Source organism: Blastococcus saxobsidens (assembly GCF_010682065.1).
Lineage (GTDB): Bacteria > Actinomycetota > Actinomycetes > Mycobacteriales > Geodermatophilaceae > Blastococcus > Blastococcus saxobsidens_B.
The window spans coordinates 183,220-202,512 of sequence record NZ_JAAGWG010000001.1; the positions used below are offsets into that span (position 1 = coordinate 183,220).

The 19,293-nt window shown below is 74.5% G+C and carries 20 protein-coding genes, 2 tRNA genes and 1 other RNA gene; 16 read left to right on the top strand and 7 right to left on the bottom strand.

Features of this window, described 5'->3' with window-relative positions; translation table 11 throughout:
- Positions 1-8: 8 nt before the first annotated feature.
- Together GCU60_RS00850 and GCU60_RS00855 are read right to left on the bottom strand one after the other, a co-directional pair.
- Positions 9-242, bottom strand: coding sequence for a DUF2630 family protein (locus GCU60_RS00850; protein WP_163201742.1), 234 nt, complete (start codon positions 240-242; stop codon positions 9-11).
- Positions 243-305: 63 nt separating this feature from the next.
- Entirely contained in the window at positions 306-1,235 is a 930-nt protein-coding gene (locus tag GCU60_RS00855) for a prephenate dehydrogenase (protein ID WP_163201743.1), read from the bottom strand.
- Between the two features lie 12 nt (positions 1,236-1,247).
- Between GCU60_RS00855 and GCU60_RS00860 the strand changes: the two genes are divergently transcribed.
- The 5 genes from GCU60_RS00860 to GCU60_RS00880 all read left to right on the top strand — a co-directional run bounded on the left by GCU60_RS00860 (position 1,248) and on the right by GCU60_RS00880 (position 3,711).
- Positions 1,248-1,910 (top strand): O-methyltransferase, encoded by a 663-nt coding sequence (locus tag GCU60_RS00860; protein WP_163201744.1) that lies wholly within the window; start codon positions 1,248-1,250, stop codon positions 1,908-1,910.
- Complete coding sequence (locus GCU60_RS00865) at positions 1,907-2,404, top strand: tRNA adenosine deaminase-associated protein (RefSeq protein ID WP_163201745.1); 498 nt, start codon at positions 1,907-1,909, stop codon at positions 2,402-2,404. The genes GCU60_RS00860 and GCU60_RS00865 overlap by 4 nt, the downstream gene beginning before the upstream one ends.
- Positions 2,401-3,066 (top strand): HAD-IA family hydrolase, encoded by a 666-nt coding sequence (locus tag GCU60_RS00870; RefSeq protein ID WP_163201746.1) that lies wholly within the window; start codon positions 2,401-2,403, stop codon positions 3,064-3,066. Before GCU60_RS00865 ends, GCU60_RS00870 begins: the two co-directional genes overlap by 4 nt.
- 82 nt (positions 3,067-3,148) lie before the next feature.
- Complete coding sequence (locus GCU60_RS00875; protein WP_430537403.1) at positions 3,149-3,613, top strand: nucleoside deaminase; 465 nt, start codon at positions 3,149-3,151, stop codon at positions 3,611-3,613.
- A 10-nt stretch (positions 3,614-3,623) separates the two neighbouring features.
- Positions 3,624-3,711, top strand: a tRNA-Ser gene (locus GCU60_RS00880).
- A 46-nt stretch (positions 3,712-3,757) separates the two neighbouring features.
- Here the strand turns inward: GCU60_RS00880 and GCU60_RS19745 are convergent.
- Both GCU60_RS19745 and GCU60_RS00895 read right to left on the bottom strand, forming a co-directional pair.
- Positions 3,758-5,506 carry a serine/threonine-protein kinase gene (locus GCU60_RS19745; protein WP_204261157.1) on the bottom strand — a complete coding sequence of 583 codons (1,749 nt, stop codon included), beginning with the start codon at positions 5,504-5,506 and terminating at the stop codon, positions 3,758-3,760.
- Between the two features lie 19 nt (positions 5,507-5,525).
- Positions 5,526-5,873 carry a hypothetical protein gene (locus tag GCU60_RS00895; RefSeq protein WP_163201747.1) on the bottom strand — a complete coding sequence of 116 codons (348 nt, stop codon included), beginning with the start codon at positions 5,871-5,873 and terminating at the stop codon, positions 5,526-5,528.
- 161 nt (positions 5,874-6,034) lie between these two features.
- Here GCU60_RS00895 and GCU60_RS00900 point away from each other — a divergent pair.
- Positions 6,035-6,119: transfer RNA gene (locus GCU60_RS00900), tRNA-Ser, on the top strand.
- A gap of 54 nt (positions 6,120-6,173) precedes the next feature.
- Here GCU60_RS00900 and GCU60_RS00905 read toward each other — a convergent pair.
- Positions 6,174-7,100, bottom strand: coding sequence for a DMT family transporter (locus tag GCU60_RS00905; RefSeq protein WP_163201748.1), 927 nt, complete (start codon positions 7,098-7,100; stop codon positions 6,174-6,176).
- A 96-nt stretch (positions 7,101-7,196) separates the two neighbouring features.
- On the opposite strand from GCU60_RS00905, the gene ffs reads away from it, so the two are divergent.
- Positions 7,197-7,292: signal recognition particle sRNA small type (gene ffs / locus GCU60_RS00910), an RNA gene on the top strand.
- An 18-nt stretch (positions 7,293-7,310) separates the two neighbouring features.
- Here the strand turns inward: ffs and GCU60_RS00915 are convergent.
- Together GCU60_RS00915 and GCU60_RS00920 are read right to left on the bottom strand one after the other, a co-directional pair.
- Entirely contained in the window at positions 7,311-8,180 is an 870-nt protein-coding gene (locus GCU60_RS00915) for a hypothetical protein (protein WP_163201749.1), read from the bottom strand.
- The gene (locus GCU60_RS00920; RefSeq protein WP_345770303.1) at positions 8,177-8,704 is read right to left on the bottom strand and encodes a SigE family RNA polymerase sigma factor; all 528 of its coding nucleotides are present in this window, start codon (positions 8,702-8,704) and stop codon (positions 8,177-8,179) included. Before GCU60_RS00920 ends, GCU60_RS00915 begins: the two co-directional genes overlap by 4 nt.
- A gap of 176 nt (positions 8,705-8,880) precedes the next feature.
- Between GCU60_RS00920 and GCU60_RS00925 the strand changes: the two genes are divergently transcribed.
- The 9 genes from GCU60_RS00925 to GCU60_RS00965 all read left to right on the top strand — a co-directional run bounded on the left by GCU60_RS00925 (position 8,881) and on the right by GCU60_RS00965 (position 19,292).
- Positions 8,881-11,268: a DNA polymerase III subunit gamma and tau gene (locus GCU60_RS00925; protein ID WP_163201751.1), complete on the top strand. Its 2,388-nt coding sequence runs from the start codon at positions 8,881-8,883 to the stop codon at positions 11,266-11,268.
- A 54-nt stretch (positions 11,269-11,322) separates the two neighbouring features.
- Positions 11,323-11,664: a YbaB/EbfC family nucleoid-associated protein gene (locus GCU60_RS00930; protein ID WP_163201752.1), complete on the top strand. Its 342-nt coding sequence runs from the start codon at positions 11,323-11,325 to the stop codon at positions 11,662-11,664.
- Between the two features lie 43 nt (positions 11,665-11,707).
- The gene (gene recR / locus GCU60_RS00935; protein WP_104526504.1) at positions 11,708-12,307 is read left to right on the top strand and encodes a recombination mediator RecR; all 600 of its coding nucleotides are present in this window, start codon (positions 11,708-11,710) and stop codon (positions 12,305-12,307) included.
- Positions 12,308-12,587: 280 nt separating this feature from the next.
- On the top strand, positions 12,588-13,679 hold the full coding sequence (locus GCU60_RS00940; protein WP_345770304.1) for a methionine ABC transporter ATP-binding protein: 1,092 nt from the start codon (positions 12,588-12,590) through the stop codon (positions 13,677-13,679).
- Positions 13,676-14,335 (top strand): ABC transporter permease subunit, encoded by a 660-nt coding sequence (locus GCU60_RS00945; RefSeq protein WP_163201753.1) that lies wholly within the window; start codon positions 13,676-13,678, stop codon positions 14,333-14,335. Before GCU60_RS00940 ends, GCU60_RS00945 begins: the two co-directional genes overlap by 4 nt.
- Positions 14,336-14,387: 52 nt before the next feature.
- Positions 14,388-15,212 (top strand): MetQ/NlpA family ABC transporter substrate-binding protein, encoded by an 825-nt coding sequence (locus GCU60_RS00950; RefSeq protein WP_163201754.1) that lies wholly within the window; start codon positions 14,388-14,390, stop codon positions 15,210-15,212.
- Positions 15,213-15,500: 288 nt separating this feature from the next.
- Positions 15,501-17,207 (top strand): ABC transporter substrate-binding protein, encoded by a 1,707-nt coding sequence (locus GCU60_RS00955; RefSeq protein ID WP_163201755.1) that lies wholly within the window; start codon positions 15,501-15,503, stop codon positions 17,205-17,207.
- 107 nt (positions 17,208-17,314) lie between these two features.
- Entirely contained in the window at positions 17,315-18,319 is a 1,005-nt protein-coding gene (locus GCU60_RS00960; protein WP_163201756.1) for an ABC transporter permease subunit, read from the top strand.
- Positions 18,320-18,359: 40 nt separating this feature from the next.
- Positions 18,360-19,292, top strand: a complete 933-nt coding sequence (locus GCU60_RS00965) for an ABC transporter permease (RefSeq protein ID WP_204261193.1) — start codon at positions 18,360-18,362, stop codon at positions 19,290-19,292.
- The last annotated feature ends 1 nt before the right edge of the window (position 19,293 follow it).

The following is a 19,293-nucleotide window of genomic DNA, read 5'->3' on the forward strand; positions in this document are numbered from 1 at the left end:
CGGGGCCGCTACTGGAGGTAGCTCTCCACCTGCGGCTCCGGGCGGGCGTCGGCGTCGTCGGGGTCCTCGCCGTACTGGCGCTTGGCGCGGCGCTGCCGCAGCAGGTCCCAGCACTGGTCGAGGTCGGCCTCGAGCTTCTTCATGCGGGCGCGGGTCTCGTCGGTGTGCTCCTCGCCGTCGCGCAGCGAGTGCTCCTCCTCGACCAGCGAGTGGATGCGGCTGAGGATGTCGGTCTCGTCCATGCCCTGCTCCCTGCCCGCCGGCGCGGGCGTGAAACGGCGCCGGGCCGTGCCGGGGCCCGGCGCTCAGGCGGAGCCGTCGGGCAGCCAGCCCTCGACGAACGCGGCCAGCCGCCGGTGCACCGCCCCACCGGCGCGGCCCAGCGCCAGCAGCGCCGCGCGCTCGAGCGGGACCCGCACCGTGCGCCGGTCCGCGGCCCGCCGCGCCACGGCGTTCCCGGTGGCGACCAGCTCGGGCCAGGGGCGGTCGAGCTCGGCGCGCACGCGGGCCAGCGCGGCGGCGGTCGGGGCCGCGTTGCCCTCGACCATCGCCGTCACGAAGGCCGGGTCGCTGCCGATCACCCGGGTGCCGTCGCGGAAGCTCCCGGCGGCCAGCGCCAGGGCGAGCGGACCGGCGTCGGCGGCCGCGGCGGCCAGCGCGGCGGCCAGCAGGTGCGGGACGTGGCTGATCGCGGCGACGGCGTCGTCGTGCTCCGCGGCGGTCACCGGCACCACCTCCGCGCCCACCGCCAGGGCGATCTCGGCGACGCGCAGCCAGCGCGGCAGCTCCGTGCCCGGCTCCAGGCACAGCGCCCACCGGGCGCCGGCGAACAGCGCGGGATCGGTGGCGGCGTGGCCCGAGCGCTCGGTGCCGCACATGGGGTGCCCGCCGACGAAGCGCCCGCCGAACGCCGCGCCGAGGGTCTCCAGCACCGGCACCTTGACCGAGCCGAGGTCGGTGACGGTCGCGGCCGGGTCGATGGCCAGCCCCTCGAGCGCCGTCGTCATGGCCGGCAGCGGCACGGCGAGGACGACGACGCCGGTGAACTCCTGGGTGATCCGCACCCCGCGCGCGGCAGCGGCCTCGCGCGCCGCCGGATCGACGTCCCAGCCGCCGACCTCCCGGCCGGCGGCGACGAGCGCGGCGGCCAGCGAGCCCCCCAGCTGCCCGAGCCCGACGACGCCGACCGGCGGGGCGGGCATGGTCGGCACCGGGAACGCGGGGACATCGGCCATGATCTACAGGCTATGACGCCCCGCTCGTTCCTCCTCACCCCGGAGCTGGCCGACTACGTGCAGGCCGCCTCCGATCCGGTCGACGCGGTGATGGCCGACCTGATCCGGGAGACGGCCGACATGGCGGCGCGTGGCGAGGCGCCGTCCACCATGCAGATCGCCCCGGAGCAGGGGGTGCTGATGCGCCTGCTGACCCGCGCGCTGGGTGCGCGGCGGGCGATCGAGATCGGCACGTTCACCGGGTTCTCCGCCCTCTGCATCGCCCAGGGCCTGCCCGAGGACGGCTCGCTGCTCTGCCTCGACCGGAGCGAGGAGTGGACCGACGTCGCCCGCCGGCACTGGGCGCGCGCGGGCGTGGCCGACCGGATCGAGCTGCGGCTGGGCGACGCGCTGGCCACGCTCCGGGAGCTGCCTGCCGAGGAGACCTTCGACCTGGCCTTCGTCGACGCCGACAAGACCGGGTACCCGGCCTACGTCGAGGAGCTGCACCCGCGGATGAGCCGCAACGGCGTGGTGCTGCTGGACAACACGCTGCGCGGCGGTCAGGTGGTCGCCCCGGTGAGCGAGGCCGACCGCACGCTCGCCGAGCTCAACGCCGCGCTCGCCGCCGACCCGCGCTGGGAGGCCGTGCTGCTGCCTCTGGCCGACGGCCTGACCGTGCTCCGCAAGCGATGATCGAGCGCGAGGGGCCGTCCAGCTTCGCCGTCCGCGTGGCCCGGGACGGCGCGGGCTGGCGGGTGGACCTGCTGGCCGACGACGCCGGTGACGAGCTGCCGGTGCTGGAGCGGGCGCTGGGCGAGCCGGGCGCCGGCGGGTGGCCGCCGCCGCTGGTGATCGTCGTCGACTCGCGGCTGTACTTCGTCGCGCTGCGGCACGGCCCGGGCGGCATGGTGCGGGCGCTGATCTCCGACGCGACGATGCTGGAGTGGGTGCTCGCCGCCGAGGTGGTCGAGCGCTACGGCATCGGCGTGGACACCGAGGGCGCCTTCGACGACGACGAGACGGGCTGGCCCGGCGGCGACCTCGATCTCTTCTCCGACGACGGCCTGCCCGCCGAGGAGCTGCGCCCGATCGTCACCGCCGACGACCTGTGGGCCGACGAGATGGTGCAGCGGATCGCGACCCGGCTCGGGTTCGCCGACGAGCTGGCCGCGGCGGTGGGACCGTGAGCGGCCCGGCGGCCGGCGCCGTCTCCGCGGTGGTGTTCGACCTCGGCGGGGTGATCACCGAGAGCCCGATGACCGCCTTCGCCGCCTACGAGCGGGAGGCCGGGCTGCCCGACGGGCTGATCCGCCGGCTGAACTCGACCGATCCGGACGCCAATGCCTGGGCTCGCTTCGAGCGCAACGAGCTCGACGTCGCCGGGTTCTCGGCGGCGTTCGAGGCGGAGGCCGCGGCGCTGGGGCACCGGCTCTCGGCGGCCCGCGTGCTCGCCGCCCTGCACGGCGAGGTGCGCCAGGCGATGGTCGCCGCGGTGCGCCGGCTGCGCGAGGCCGGGCTGCCGCTGGCGATCCTGTCGAACAACGTGGCGCCGATGGAGCGGACCGGGCGGCTCGGGGACCTGCTGGGGCTCTTCGACGCCGTCGTGGAGTCCTCGGTCGAGGGGGTGCGCAAGCCGGAGCCGGAGATCTACCGGCGGGCGCTGGACCGGCTGTCGGAGGCGGTGGGCCGGCGGATCGAGGCCACCGACTGCGCCTACCTGGACGACCTGGGCATCAACCTGAAGCCCGCCCGCGCACTGGGCTTCTCGACGATCAAGGTGGTCGACCCGTCGGTGGCGCTGGCCGAGCTGTCCGGGCTGGTCGGCTTCCCGCTGGACCACGCGGCATGACCGCGGACGGCACCTCCGTCCACAGGTGCTCTCCCTCTGCTCGCAGTGGGGAGCAGAGGGAGAGCCTCGACGGAGCACCCCGGTGACGCCGGACCTGGCAGCGGTGATGGGGCGGGCGCTGGAGCTGGCGGCCGCGGCGGAGGAGTGGGGCGACACCCCGATCGGCGCCGTCGTCCTCGGGCCGGACGGCGCCGTGCTCGCCGAGGCGGCCAACGAGCGGGAGAAGCTGGGCGACCCGACCGCGCACGCGGAGGTGCTCGCGCTGCGGGCCGCCGCCGCGGTGCACGGGGACGGCTGGCGGCTGTCCGGCTGCACGCTGGTCGTCACGCTCGAGCCCTGCACGATGTGCGCCGGGGCCAGCGTGCTGTCCCGCGTGGACCACGTCGTCTACGGCGCCGAGGACCCCAAGGCGGGTGCGGCCGGATCGCTGTGGGACGTGGTCCGCGACCGGCGGCTCAACCACCGGCCGCAGGTCACCGGCGGGATCCGGGCGGAGGAGTGCGGCGCGCTGCTACGTGCCTTCTTCCGCCGTCAGCGGGGCCTGTAGTCTCTCCGGCGGTGGCGTGTCCGAGCGGCCGAAGGAGCACGCCTCGAAAGCGTGTGAGGTGCAAGCCTCCGTGGGTTCAAATCCCACCGCCACCGCCAGCTGAATCACGGCGGCGTCCCCTGCGGGGGGCGCCGCCGTTCTGCATCAGGGGTCGAGTTCGCTGTCCAGGATCAGCTGCCCGTCGCGCACCAGCAGGGTGAAGGCGCGGACCGCCGACTCCCGCGTGCCGTTGGGGTACACCCACTCCAGCCGGCCGGTGACCCGGGACGGATCGTCGGTGGCCTGGACGTCGCTGACGTTCACGTCGGAGAACTGGTTCCAGTAGCCGATGTAGTTGCCCCGGCTGATGTTGGCGCGCAGCGTCGGGCCGGTCCGCTCCCAGGCCGCGGCCGGGTCGTCGACGACCTGCTGGTGGTACCCGTCCAGGAAGGTCCGCACGTTCTCCGCGCTGAGCGGGTCCGCCGGGGGATCGGGGGTCTCCGGCTCCGGCGGGTCGACGACCTCGGGCGTGGGCTCGGGCGTGGGCTCCGGCTCGGGCTCCGGCGTCGGCTCCGGTTCCTCGCTGCTGGAGGGCGCCGCCTCCGAGGTGCTCGGTGACGGGTCGGCCGACGCCCGGTCCGGATCGTCGTCGGGGAGGGCCAGCCAGAGCGCCAGCAGCCCGGCGACGACCACGAGGGCGACGGCGATGATCCAGACGCCCCGCCGCCGACGACGTGGTGCGGGCGTCCCCGTGGCGGCCGAGGTCCCGGTGGCGGACGAGGCCGCCGCGGACGCCGACGTCGCGGCCGGAGTTGTGGGAGGCGCGGCGGGAGCAGGCGTCGTCGCCGGTGGGGAGCTCGGCGCGGCGGGCGGCGTCGGCGGAGGTACGAGGGGCGGCACGGGAGTGCGGGCAGCGGCCGGGATGGGCGTCGGCGCGTCGACCCCGGCGGGGGACGAGCCGGTCGAGGTGGCCGAGGCGGCGCCCGCGGCGAACACCGCGGTGCCCGAGTGCCCCCGTGACTCCGCGAGGTCGGTGCGGGCGAGCAGCACGGTGGTGGTGTCGCCGTCGCGCCCGGCGGCGAGCGTCGCCAGCTCGTCGCGCACCTCGGTCATCGGAGGACGGTCACCGGGGTCGGCGGCGAGCATCCGCAGCAGCGGCTCGCTGAGGGAACCGGCGCGACGCGGGGGAGTGATCTCCCCGCCGGCGACCCGGTGCAGCATGCCCAGCGGGTTGTCGTCCATGCCGAACGGCGGCGTCCCCTCCAGGCACGTGTACAGCGTCGCGCCGAGCGAGAACACGTCGCTGGCCTCGGTCATCTCGCGCCCCTGCGCCACCTCGGGGGCGAGGAAGGCCGGGGTGCCGGTGATCTGGCCGGTCTGGGTGAGCGTGACGTCCCCGCGGGCGTGCGAGATGCCGAAGTCGGTGATCTTGACCAGGCCGGCGACCCGGCCGCCCCGCCCGATGAGGATGTTGGCCGGCTTCACGTCCCGGTGCACGATGCCGGCGGCGTGGGTGGCGGCCAGCGCGTCGGCCACCTGGGCGCCGATCTGCGCCACCTGGTCCCCGCGCAGGACGCCGTCCTCCCGGAGCACCTCCGCCAGGCTGCGGGAGGGCAGGTACTCCATGACCAGCCACGGGGCGCCGCCCTCGACGGCGACGTCGTAGACCGAGATCGCGTGCGGATGGCTCAGGCGCGCGGCGATCCGGCCCTCGCGGAGGGCCCGCTGCCGCTGCTCGTCCACCTGCTTCTCGTCGGCGCCCAGCGGGGAGAGCACCTGCTTCACGGCCACCTGGCGGCCCAGCAGCTCGTCCCGGGCGAGCCACACCGTGCCCATCCCGCCGCCACCGATCTGCGACTCCAACCGGTAGCGCCCGGCGACGAGGCGACCGGGCGCGGTGACGGGACGGGTCATCGAGGGCAGGCGGGCGCGCTCAGACGGTGGACGGCACGCCGTACCGGCGCGCGTACTCCTCCTGCGCACCGGCGGGCAGGGCGTCGTAGAGCTCGCCCAGCTCGGTGTGCACGCCGGGACCGAGGTCGTCGAAGATCCGCTGCCACGTGGGTGCCTCGTCGTAGCTGCGGGTCAGCAGCAGCTCCCAGGCCTGCGCCTGGCGGTCGCGCTTGCTGCGCTCGGCCACGAACTGGGAGAGGTACCGGTCCTTCGCGGCGGTCTTCTCCGCCGGGGTGGCGCCGGCCGGCAGCCCACCGGCGTCGCCGCCCTTCAGCACGTCCACGATCGCCTCGACGACGTCCGGCCGCAGCTCGCTGTGCTCGCTCATGCCCTGCCTCCTCGTCCGTGACCGCAGTTACGGGGCCTTCCCCGTCGACCACCCGGCCAACCGCTCTGCGGTGCAGGATGCCGCACGCGCTCCCGGACGGCCTCTCCGGCGGTGTCGCGCGAATCGGCCGGAACCCGCCCGGTAGCATGCCTGTCGTACCTGGAGGATTCGCCTAGTGGCCTATGGCGCTCGCTTGGAAAGCGGGTTGGGGGCAACCCCTCGGGAGTTCGAATCTCCCATCCTCCGCAGGTCGACGGGCCCCCGGCAGCACGCCGGGGGCCCGTCGCATCTCTGCCCCGGTCAGGCGCCCGCGGCAGGAACGGGCTGGCGCAGCCGCTGCAGGTAGAGCCCGGCGACGGCGGCGAGCACCAGCACGCCTCCGGCCAGCGCGGCGGGGGAGAGCCGTTCGCCCAGGAACGCCGTCGCCAGGGCCGTGGCCGTCAGCGGTTCCAGCAGCGTGACGATCGATGCCACGGCACCCGGCACCGTCCGCAGCCCGGTGAAGAACATCCCGTACGCCAGGGCGCTCGGGACGACGCCCAGGTAGAGCAGCACCCCCAGGGCGACCGGGTCGGCCGTGAACCGGAGCCCCACGGCCAGCGCGACCGGGGTGAGCAGCAGCGCGCCGCCGGCGAAGCCGACGAGCGTCACCGGGATGCCGGCCGGGACGCCGCCCCCGGCCAGGGTGACGACGGCGTAGCCCAGCGCCGAGCCGACGGCGGTGAGGGCGCCCAGCACGATCGTCGTCCCGGAGTCGGCGCCGGCCGAGACGCCCACCAGCAGGACCAGCCCGACCAGCGCGACGACGAGGGCGACCACGGTGGCCCGGTCCGGCCGGCCGTGGCCGAGCGCGGTGGCGCCGAGCGCGATGAGCAGCGGCGCGAGGCCCAGCGCCACGAGCGTGGCGATGCTGACCCCCGCGGTGGCGACCGCGGCGAAGTACGCCAGCTGGTAGGCGGCGAGGCCGGCGGCGACGAGCCCCAGCCGGACCGTCGTGCCCCGGCCGAGGGACGGAGCCGCGCCACCCCGCCGGCGCCGCGTCAGGGCGAACCCGGCGAGCAGCACCACCGCACCGATCGCCATGCGGTGCCAGGCGATGTCGAGCGGGCCGAGGTCGCTGTGCCGGGCGACGAGGCTGCCGCTGAAACCGGAGGTCCCCCAGCAGAGGGCCGCCAGCACCACGAGGACGAAGCCACGGCGCGAGGCGGTGGGACTCGGGGCGGGCATGACGCTCCAGGTGCGGGTTCCGGCGGCGCGAACGGAGCGCGGCGGGAGCCTAGCGGGGGAGTCGTCCAGGTCCGGAACCGTTTCCTCTACAGTGGAGGCGACCCCTCGTGTGGCGTCATCCTGTGAACCTCCCCAGGGCCGGAAGGCAGCAAGGATAAGCGGGCTCTGGCGGGTGCGCGGGGGGTCCTTTCCTTTTCCCGGGGCCGGAGGTCACCAGGTCCGGTCGGCGAGGTCGAGCACCGCCATCACCGCCGCCGCCCCGTCCACGCGCTGATCGGTGCCCGTGGTGGCCCCGATCCACCAGACGCCGGAGCCGCTGGTGTCGGGCACGCCGAGGTTCCAGTGCACGACCGCGTCCGGCTCCTGCACGCACACGTCGAGGACCATCGCCCGCCCCATGGCCTCGTGGTAGGCGCCCGGGCCCGTGGTGGAGTGCGAGACGACCGTCCGCTGGCAGCCCTCCGCGGGCAGCCCGTCGCCGTGGTCGAGATCGTCCTCCGTCCAGCTCGGGCTGAAGCCGATGTTGGTGGCGAAGTACTCCGACAGCGGCCCGGCCGAGCTGCCCGGCAGCGACCACTCGCACGTGCCCGGGTCCCCGGGCAGCGTGCCGGCGAGGTACTTGAGCGGGACGCCGAGCGCCGCCTGCAGCGAGCCGCCGTCCTCCGGGCACGGGAACCGGCCCGCCGGGGCGGTCAGGGACACCGGGGTGTCGCGCGCCTCGAACGCCGCGGCCACCGTGCCGCCGCGCGCGTCCAGCTCGCGGACGAGCCGCCCGTCCTCCGCACGTGCCCGCTCCTCACGTGCCTGCTCCGCGGTCTCCGACCGCCGGGCCTCGCCGTCCGCGCCCGGCCCGGCGGCGTTCCGCCCGTCGGGAGCCGCGCCGTCCAGCGCGGCGATCCCCACGGGCACCACGACGGCGGTCGCGGTGGCGACGGCGAGCAGGGCGAGCCGGCTCCGGCGCTGACGGCGGTTGCGCACCCGGGCCTCGCGGACGAGCTCCACGACGTCGACCTGCGGGGTGAACCGGTCGGCCAGCCGGTCGAGGCGGTCACGGAGCGCGGTGGTGTCGTGGTCGTTCACTGCTGCCTCCCGGGCGTGGGGGTGAGATCGTCGGTACCCGGGGCGAGCAGGGCGCGCAACGCTGCCAGCCCCCGGGAGACGTGGTTGTTGACGGTGCTGCGCGAGCAGCCCATGAGGTCCGCGGTCTCGGTCTCGCTCAGGTCGTCGAAGTAGCGCAGGACGACGGCCGTGCGGACCCGGGGCGACAGCCGCAGGAGCGCGAGGCGCATCTCCTCGCTGTCGGCGTACCGGGTCGGGTGGTCCTCCCCGGACCCGAGATCCGGGAAGGTCTCCAGGACCGTCTCGGTGCTGGTCAGCCGGCGCAGCCAGCTCAGGTGGGCGTTGATCATGAGCCGGCGGACGTAGGCGGCGGGGTGATCGGCCCGGCGGACCCTCGGCCAGGACCCGTAGGCCTTGGCGAGGGCGGTCTGCAGCAGGTCCTCGCCGAGGTGCCGGTCACCGGTCACCAGGCACGCCGTCCGCAGCAGGTGCCCGGCGTGATCGGCGACGAAGTCGGTGAACTCCGCGTCCGTCGAGTGGGTCACGGGCTCCTCCGTCGGTCGGCCACGACTGGTGGACGCCTCGACCGGGCCGGTCCACCCCACACCGTTAGGTATCGGTCTCATAACGGGACGGCGGAACCTCGTCGGCGTCGTCCAGAGGCTCGGCGCGAGCTTGCGAGCGGTGAGGGGGACGAGGTCCTTTGAGTAACCTCGCCTGCGTGGCTCTGGCGCTCTACCGCAAGTACCGCCCGGCGACCTTCGCCGAGGTGGTCGGGCAGGAGCACGTCACCGCGCCCCTGGTGAACGCGGTCGACGGCGGCCGGATCAACCACGCCTACCTCTTCAGCGGCCCGCGCGGCTGCGGCAAGACGTCGTCGGCGCGGATCCTGGCCCGCTCGCTCAACTGCGAGCAGGGCCCGACGTCGACACCGTGCGGGGTGTGCGGCTCCTGCGTGGCCCTGGCGCCCGACGGACCCGGCTCGCTCGACGTCATCGAGATCGACGCGGCCAGCCACGGTGGTGTGGACGACGCCCGCGACCTGCGCGAGCGCGCGTTCTTCGCGCCGGTCAGCAGCCGCTACAAGGTCTACATCGTCGACGAGGCGCACATGGTGACCACGCAGGGCTTCAACGCCCTGCTCAAGGTCGTCGAGGAGCCGCCGGAGTTCCTCGTCTTCATCTTCGCGACGACGGAGCCGGAGAAGGTCCTGCCGACCATCCGGTCGCGCACCCACCACTACCCGTTCCGGCTGGTGCCGCCCACCACGCTGCGCACCCTGCTGGAGAAGACCTGCGAGGCCGAGGGCGTCACCGTCGAGCCCACCGTCTTCCCGCTGGTGGTGCGGGCCGGCGGCGGCTCGGTCCGTGACTCGCTGTCGATCCTCGACCAGCTGCTGGCCGGCGCCGGGCCCGAGGGCGTCACCTACAAGGGCGCCGTCGGCCTGCTCGGCGTGACCGACGACGCGCTGCTCGACGAGACCATCGACGCGCTGGCCGCCTCCGATGCCCCCGGGGTCTTCCGCGCGGTCGACCGGGTGGTCGAGGCCGGCCACGACCCGCGCCGCTTCGCCACCGACCTGCTGGACCGGCTGCGCGACCTGATCGTGCTCGACGCGGTGCCCGAGGCCGGCGGCAACGGGCTGCTGGACTGCCCGCCCGACCGGCTGGACCTGATGACCTCCCAGGCGCAGGCGCTCGGCTCGGCGACGCTGTCCCGCATGGCCGACACCGTGCACGAGGGCCTCACCGAGATGCGGGGGACGACGGCGCCGCGCCTGCTGCTCGAGCTGGTCTGCGCCCGCATGCTGCTGCCCGCCACCGACGGCTCGTCGGTCGCCACCCTCCAGCGCCTGGAGCGGCTCGAGCGGCGGATGTCCATCGCCGGTGAGCACGCCGGCCGGCCGGAGCCGGCTGTCGCCGAGGCTCCGGTCCGGGCGGTTCCGGCGCGCGAGCCGGCGCGCGAGCCGGTGCGCGAGGCCCCGGCGCGCGAGGCGGCCCCGCCGGCCGCCCCCGCGGCCGACGCCGGCGCCGCCCGCCGCGAGTTCGTGCGCAGGTCGCAGGCGGCGGCCGCCGCCGCACCGACCGCACCGCCCGCCGCCCCGCCGGCTCCCACGACGGCGCCGAGCCCGGCGCCGGCAGCAGCGGAGCCGCCCGCTCCGGCGCGCCCCGCGGCTGCGGCGGCCCCGGCCGCGACGCCGTCCTCCCCGGCGCCTGCCGCCGGCGACTGGCCCGAGCCCGCCCGCCCCGGATCGCGGCCAGCGGCTTCGGCCCCGGCCACCCCGGCGACCACCGACTGGCCGGAGACGGCCCAGCCGGGCAGCCCACCGCGTCCGGCGGCCCCGCGCCCGGGCGCCGCCCCCGCCGCGCCTACCGCGCCGGCCGCCGCCGCCCCCGGCCGGCACCCGCGCGAGGCCGTGGCCGAGTCGGACATCCCGCTCCCGCCCGAGCCCACCGACGACGAGGACTGGCCGCACGCCGCCCAGCCGGCCGCCGTCCGGGCCGCGGAGACCCGTCTCGAGCAGCCGCGTCCGCCGGCGTCCCCGCCGCGCGCGGCCGCCGAGTCCGCACCCGCGCCCCGCGGGGGCGAGCCGACGCCGATGGTCTCGGCGAACCCGCCCGACACCGCGGGGGCCGACGACGGCGAGCTCACGACCGCCGACGTCCGGCGGGTGTGGCCCGAGCTGCTCTCTGTGGTCAAGAAGCACAAGCGCACCACCGAGGCGCTGCTCAAGAACGCCCAGGTGCACCAGCTGGCCAACGGCGTCCTCACGCTGTCGACGTCCTCGCCCGCGCTGGCCCGGCGGCTCGGAGACGACCTCAACAAGGACGTCCTGCGCGCCGCGCTCAACGAGCTGCTCGGCGTGCGCTGGCGGGTGGACGCCGTCGTCGAGGGGTCGGGCCCGGCGGCCGGCCCGTCGGTGACGCCCGAGGCAGCTCGTGAAGTGGCGCGGCAGGCGGAGGCCGCCGAGGCCCGGGAGCTCATGGCCGAGCGGGCCGCGGAGACCTCCGCGGGTGGGGACCGCGAGCCCGAACCAGCCGTCGACCAGGAGCAGGCCGCGCTGCAGCTGCTGCGCGCCCAGCTCGGGGCACGGCCCGTCGACAGCTGATCGCCGCGCGCCGTGCCGGTGTCGCCCGTCGCAGCCGCGGCCTACTCTCGTGGCATGTTCCCCGGAGGCCAGCCCGACCTGTCGCAGCTCATGCAGCAGGCGCAGCAGATGCAGCAGCAGCTCGTCGCCGCCCAGCAGGAGCTGGCCGCCAGCGAGGTCACCGGCACCGCCGGCGGCGGCCTGGTGTCGGCGACGATGACCGGTGACGGTGAGCTCACCGCGGTGACCATCTCGCCGTCGGCCGTCGACCCGGAGGACCTGGAGACGCTGCAGGACCTGGTCGTCGCCGCCGTCCGCGACGCCAAGCGCGCGGCCGACGAGCTCGCGGCCGACGCCATGGGTCCCCTCGCCGGGGGCCTGGGTGGCGGCGGCGGTCTGGGCCTGCCGGGCCTCTGATCGAGCCGTTCCGCTCGATCCACTTCGCAACCCGAGGAGCCCCGTGTACGAGGGTGCCGTCCAGGACCTGATCGACGAGCTCGGTCGCCTGCCCGGCGTGGGGCCGAAGAGCGCCCAGCGCATCGCCTTCCACCTGCTGTCGTCGGAGTCCGCCGACGTCAGCCGGCTGGTGGCTGCCCTGACGCGCGTCCAGGAGTCCGTCCGCTTCTGCGTGACCTGCTACAACGTGGCCGAGGCCGAGCAGTGCCGCATCTGCCGCGACCCGCGCCGCTCCGACGACGTGCTGTGCGTGGTCGAGGAGCCCAAGGACGTCGTCGCCATCGAGCGCACCCGTGAGTTCCGCGGCCGGTACCACGTGCTCGGCGGGGCGATCAGCCCGATCGACGGCGTCGGCCCCGACGACCTGCGGGTCAAGGAGCTCATGACGCGGCTGATGGACGGCTCCGTCAAGGAGATGATCATCGCCACCGACCCCAACCTCGAGGGGGAGGCGACGGCGGCGTACCTGGCCCGGCTGGTCGGCCCGATGGGGCTGGCGGTGTCCCGGCTGGCCAGCGGCCTGCCCGTCGGCGGCGACCTGGAGTACGCCGACGAGGTCACGCTGGGCCGTGCGTTCGAGGGCCGCCGCCGCATCGACGCCTGACGGCAGCCGCGTCCGGGAGGGGAGGCGGCCGGTCGGGTCCGCCGGCCGGCGACGGTTGAGCGTTCTCTCACATTCGGGGCCGCGGATTGGCAGTCGGCCTCCGAGCCTGGGCATGATCGATCGGTGCTGAAGGGGTGTGCGCTGACTCGTCGCCGCGCCATCGACCTCATGCGCACGGCCAGCCGGCTCTAGTCCGGTCCTCGCCGGGTACGCCGGGGACGACCCCGCGTACCGGCCCCGCCGTCCGTGCCGCACCACCCAGCCCAGCCGAGGCCGCCCTGTGATCGAACTGACCGACGTCCGCAAGGTCTTCCCCGCTCGTCGCGGGGCGGCCGAGGTCGTCGCCGTCGACGGCGTGAGCCTGTCGGTGGCCGACGGGGAGTTCGCCGGCGTCGTCGGCCCGAGCGGCTCGGGCAAGAGCACGCTGGCGCGCCTGGTCAACCTGCTCGAGCGGCCCAGCTCCGGCCGGGTCGTGGTCGACGGTCAGGTGCTCACCGACCTGGACGACGACGGCGTCCGCCAGGCCCGGCGGACCGTCGGCATGGTGTTCCAGCACTTCAACCTGCTGGACTCCCGCACGGCGGCCGGCAACGTCGAGCACCCGCTGGAGCTGGCCGGCGTCGGCAGGGCCGAGCGCCGCCGTCGCGTCGCCGACCTGCTCGACCTCGTGGGCCTGGGTGACCGGCACGCCTCCCGTCCCGCCCAGCTCTCCGGTGGTCAGAAGCAGCGGGTGGCCATCGCCCGCGCCCTGGCCGCCCGCCCCAAGGTGCTGCTCTGCGACGAGGCCACCAGCGCGCTGGACCCGGCGAGCACCACCGGCGTCCTGGACCTGCTCCGCCAGGTGCGCGCCGAGCTCGGCCTCACCGTCCTGCTGATCACCCACGAGATGGCCGTGGTCCGTGCCGTCTGCGACAGCGCGGTGCTGCTCGACCGGGGCCGGGTCCTCGACGGCGGGCCGCTGGCCGAGGTGCTCACCCGGCCGCACTCGCCGCTGGCCGCCCAGCTGCTGCCCGCCCCGGCCGTCGCCGGCGCCACCGGGGACCTGGTCCGCGTCACCGTCACCGAGTCCGCGCCCGAGGGCCGGGTGCTGCGCACCCTCGCCGGCGAGCTGGGCCTCGACGTCGAGGTCGTCGGCGGCTCGGTCGAGACCGTCGCGGGCCGCCGGTTCGGCCGGCTGCTGCTGTCGGTGACCGGCGACGACGGCCGGCTCGATGCCGCACTCCAGCGGCTCCGGGACGGCGGCTCGCTGGTCGAGCGGGCCACCCCGGGTGACGAGCCGCCGCCGATGGACGCCCACGACGAACCCGACGCCGCGGCGCCCGGCGGTCGCCAGGTCCCGAACCTCCTCGACGCCCCGGAGGTGCAGCGGTGAACGACTGGGACCGCATCGCCCCGCAGCTGGCCGAGGCCACCTGGGACACCCTCTACATGGTCGGCGTCAGCGCGCTGCTCACCGTGCTGATCGGCGTCCCGCTCGGCGTGCTGCTCACCGTCACCGCGCCCGGCGCGCTCTCCCCGAGCCCGCTCGTGCACCGGGTGCTCGGCCTGGTGGTCAACCTCGGCCGGTCGCTGCCGTTCATCATCCTGCTGGTGCTGGTCGCCCCGGTCACCCGCGGCATCGTCGGCACGACCATCGGCTCGACCGCGACGATCGTGCCGCTGACCATCGGCGCCGTCCCGTTCCTGGCCCGGCTGGTGGAGACCAGCCTGCGCGAGGTCGGGCACGGCAAGGTCGAGGCGACGCTGGCCATGGGGGCCCGCCGGCGCGACGTCGTCCGCACCGTCCTGCTGCCGGAGGCGCTGCCGTCGCTGGTCGCCGGGATCACCGTCACCGTCGTCGCCCTCATCAGCTACTCGGCGATGGCCGGCGCGATCGGCGGTGGCGGCCTCGGCGACTTCGCCATCCGCTACGGCTACCAGCAGTTCCGCACCGACATCACCGTGGCGACCGTGGTGCTGCTGCTCGCCGTCGTCCAGCTGCTCCAGTGGGCCGGCGACCGCTGGGCCCGCCGGCTCGCCCACGCCTGAGCCGCCCCCACCGAACTTCCCGCACCACCCACCCCGCAAGGAGAAATCCCGCATGATCCGCTCCACCAGGTCCGCCCTCGCCGCCGTCGGCGCCGCCGCGCTGCTCGGCCTCACCGCGTGCGGGGGTGGGGAGGCCGAGCTCTCGGCCGCCGACGAGCCACTGCGCGTCGGCGCCAGCCCGGTGCCGCACGCCGAGATCCTGCGGTTCATCGACGAGGAGCTCGCCCAGGACGCCGACCTCGACCTCGACGTCGTCGAGTTCACCGACTACGTGCAGCCCAACGTCGCGCTCGACGACGGCTCGCTGGACGCCAACTACTTCCAGACCGTGCCCTACCTGGAGGAGCAGGAGGCCAACGCCGGCTACGACTTCACCGCACTGGAGCCGGTGCACATCGAGCCGCTGGGCCTCTACTCCGAGTCGCTGACCGACGTCGCCGACCTTCCCGACGGCGCGACGGTCGCGATCCCCAACGACCCGACCAACGCCGCCCGCGCGCTGCGGCTGCTCGAGGCCAACGACCTGCTCACGCTGGCCGACACCGGGGACGCCGCGCCGACCTCCCTCGACATCGAGGAGAACCCGAAGAACCTGGAGATCACCGAGGTGGAGGCCGCGCAGCTGCCGCGCTCGCTGGCCGACGTCGACGCCGCGGTCATCAACGGCAACTACGCGATCGACGCCGACCTCTCGCCGGCCGAGGACGCGCTGGTCCTGGAGGAGGCGGAGGGCAACCCCAACGCCAACCTGCTGGTCGTCCGCAGCGGCGACGAGGACGACGAGCGCATCCAGCAGCTGGAGGAGCTGCTGCACTCCGACGAGGTCCGGCAGTTCATCGAGGAGACGTACTCCGGAGCGGTGCTGCCCGCCTTCTGACCAGCGCCGACGCCACCCGCGCCGTCCGGGCGCACCTGGTCCCGGACGGCGCGGCAGGCGGGCGGGCCACGCGCGCGCGAGCGGGGCGCCGACGCAGGCTGCTACGTGCGTCCGACCAGCGGTTTCCCGGCGAAGGTCACGGATCGGTGTCGATGCCCATCCGACCCTCACGAGCGCGGACGACCGAGGCCTAGGGTCCGGGAAGCATTCGTGGACGCATTCGCGTCCACGGCAGTCCCGCCCGGAGCTCGTCCGGCCCCGAGGGGTCGAGAAGGCAGGTCTTCCGCGATGACACGTCGTCGTACCACCCGAGCGCTCGCCGCCTCCGCGGCCGCGCTCACCGCAGTCACACTGTCGGCCTGCGCCTCCAGCGACCGGGACTCCGGTGGCGGCGAGGGCGGCGAGGCCGAGTCCGGCGGCACGCTGGTCTTCGGCGCGGCCGGCGACCCGGCCATGCTCGACCCCGCCTTCGGCAGCGACGGCGAGACCTTCCGCGTCTCCCGCCAGATCTTCGAGGGCCTGCTCGGCAACGAGCTCGGCGGCACGGACCCCGTGCCCGAGCTGGCCGAGGACTGGGAGGTCAGCGAGGACGGCCTGGAGTACACGTTCAACCTGCAGCAGGACGTGAAGTTCCACGACGGCACGGACTTCAACGCCGAGGCGGTCTGCTTCAACTTCGACCGCTGGTACAACTTCGACGGCCTGGCCCAGAGCCCGAGCGCGTCGTACTACTACCAGGCGGTCTTCGGCGGCTTCGCCAACACGCCGGACACCCCGAGCATCTACGAGAGCTGCGAGGCGACCGACGAGAACACCGCGGTCATCACGCTCACGCAGGTCACCTCCAAGTTCCCCGCGGCGCTCGCGCTGCCGGCCTTCTCGATCCAGAGCCCCACGGCGCTGGAGGAGGGCGACGCCGACAACCTGTCCGGCAGCGAGGACTCGCTGACCTACTCCCAGTACGCGCTGGAGAACCCGGTCGGCACCGGCCCGTTCAAGTTCGAGAGCTGGGACCGCGGCAACGGCGAGGTCACCCTCGTCCGCAACGAGGACTACTGGGGCGAGCAGGCCAAGCTCGACGAGCTCATCTTCCGCACGATCTCCGACGGCAACACCCGCCGCCAGGAGCTCGAGGCCGGCTCGATCGACGGCTACGACTTCGTCGCGCCGGCCGACTACGACACCCTCGAGGACACCGGCGCCCAGGTGCTGGTCCGCGACCCGTTCAACATCCTGTACCTGGGGATGAACGGCGGGAACGTGCCCGACTCGGGCGCCAACCCGGCCCTGCAGGACGAGCGGGTCCGTCAGGCGATCGCGCACGCGATCGACCGCGAGACGATCGTGAACTCGCTCCTGCCCGAGGGCGCCGAGGTGGCCACCCAGTTCATGCCGCCGACGGTCGACGGCTGGGCCGACGACGTCACCACCTACGAGTACGACGTCGAGAAGGCCAAGTCGCTGCTCGCCGAGGCCGGCGCCACCGGCACGACGCTGCGCTTCTTCTACCCGACCGACGTCAGCCGGCCGTACCTGCCGGACCCGGCCGCCATGTTCCAGGTCATCAGCCAGAACCTGACCGACGCCGGCTTCACCGTCCAACCGACGGCCCTGCCGTGGAACCCGGACTACCTGAACGCCGTCCAGGCCGGTGGCGCCGACATCCACCTGCTCGGGTGGACCGGTGACTACAACGACGCCTACAACTTCATCGGCACGTTCTTCGCCGAGGCGTCGAACAACCAGGCGTCGGCCGAGTTCGGGGCGTTCAGCGCGCCGGAGATCTTCAGCGCGCTGGCCGAGGCCGACAGCGAGCCCGACCCGGCCAACCGGACGGAGATGTACCAGGAGGCCAACCGGCTGATCATGGACTACCTGCCGGCTGTCCCGATCTCGCACTCCCCGCCGGCGATCGTGGTCTCGGAGCGGGTCGAGGGCCTGGAGCCCAGCCCGCTGACCGCCGAGGTCTTCTCGACGGTGTCGCTCCGCGACTGAGGAAGGACCCCTCGCCCCCCACCGCTCGCAGGCTCGCGGCGGGCCCCTGCAAGGGGCCGGCCGCGAGCCTGTCGGGCAGGTCCGTTCCGTGAGAGGCAACCCCGAGCGTGCTCCGCTTCATCGTCCGGCGGCTCCTCCAGCTGATCCCGATCCTGCTGGGGCTGTCGGTCCTGCTGTTCGCCTGGCTGCGTGCGCTGCCCGGCGGGCCCGCCCAGGCCGCCCTGGGCGAACGCGCCACCCCTGAGGCCATCGCCCGCTACAACGAGCTGTTCGGCCTCGACGAGCCGCTGATCGTGCAGTACCTGCGCTTCCTCGGGCGCGCGATCCGGCTGGACTTCGGCACCTCCGCGCGCACCGGCCGGGCGGTGACCACCGAGTTCCTCGAGCGCATGCCCGGCACCATCGAGCTCACCCTCTTCGCGATGATCTTCGCGATCGGCGTGGGCATCCCGCTGGGCTACCTCGCCGCCCGCAGGCACGGCAGCTGGCTGGACTCCACGTCGGTCATCGGCTCGCTGCTCGGCGTCGCCATCCCGGTCTTCTTCCTCGCCTACCTGCTGCGCCTGGGCTTCGCCGTCGAGCTGGGCTGGCTGCCCGGCTCCGGCCGCCAGGACGTGCGGATGGACGCCACCCGCATCACCAACTTCTACGTGCTGGACGGCCTGCTGACCCGCGAGTGGGACGCCGCCTGGGACGCCGTGCTGCACCTGATCCTGCCGGCGATCGCGCTCGGCACCATCCCGCTGGCCATCATCGTCCGGATCACCCGCGCCTCGGTCCTCGACGTGGTCAACGAGGACTACGTGCGGACGGCGAACGCGAAGGGGCTGGCGACGTCGACGGTGCGGCGCCGGCACATCATCAAGAACGCGCTGCTGCCGGTGTCGACGACGATCGGCCTGCAGACCGGCCTGCTGCTGTCCGGGGCGGTGCTGACCGAGAGCGTCTTCGCCTTCGGCGGCGTGGGCTCGGCGCTCTACGACGCCCTGTTCGCGCGGGACTTCGCCATCCTCCAGGGGTTCATCCTCATGCTGGCGATCGTCTACGTGCTGGTGAACCTCCTCGTCGACATCTCCTACGGCCTGCTCGACCCGAGGGTGAGAGTCCGATGAGGGCTGCGGAATCGAACCGGGGTGCCACGCTGTGACCGCGATGGGTGACGTCAAGCGACGTCGGATCGACGAGCTGGCGGCGCGGGCCGGCCAGGTGCCCGAGGGCGAGGGCGGCGTGTCGCTGACCCGGAGCGCCTTCCGCCGGCTGCGCCGCGACCCGGTGGCGATCATCGGCGCCGTCATCGTCGTCACGTTCCTGGTCGTGGCGCTGTTCGCGCCGTGGCTGGCCCCGCGGGACCCGCTGGCGCAGACGCTGCTGTCCCAGATCCGGCCCGGGCTCATCCCCGGCAGCCAGGAGGGCTTCCCGCTCGGGGTCGACAACCTCGGCCGCGACCTGCTCTCCCGGCTGATCTACGGCTCGCGGCAGTCGCTGATGATCGGCGTCGTCTCCACCGTGCTCGGCGTCGCCGCCGGCATGGCGCTGGGGATCATCGCCGGCGCGTTCGGCGGCTGGGTCGACACCGTGGTCATGCGGTTCGTCGACATCCTGCTGTCGATCCCCGGCCTGCTGATGGCCATCAGCATCTCGGTGCTGCTGGGCCAGAACCAGTACGCGCTGATGATCGCCATCGCGGTCACCCAGGTACCGATCTTCGCGCGCCTGCTGCGCGGGTCGATGCTGGTGCAACGCGGCAGCGACTACGCCCTGGCCGCGCGGGCGCTGGGTATCCGCAAGCGGCGGATCGTGTTCGGCCACGTGCTGCCCAACTCGCTCAGCCCGGTGATCGTGCAGGCCACGCTGTCGCTGGCCACCGCGATCATCGAGGCGGCGGCGCTGTCCTTCCTCGGCCTGGGCGACCCCGACCTGGCCCGGCCCGAGTGGGGCGCGATGCTGGCCAACGCGCAGGCGTTCCTCTCGGTCCGGCCGGAGCTGGCCGTCTACCCGGCGCTGTGCATCATCGTGGTCGCGCTCGGCTTCACGCTGCTCGGTGAGTCCTTGCGCGAGGCCCTCGACCCGAAGTTTCGGAGGTGAG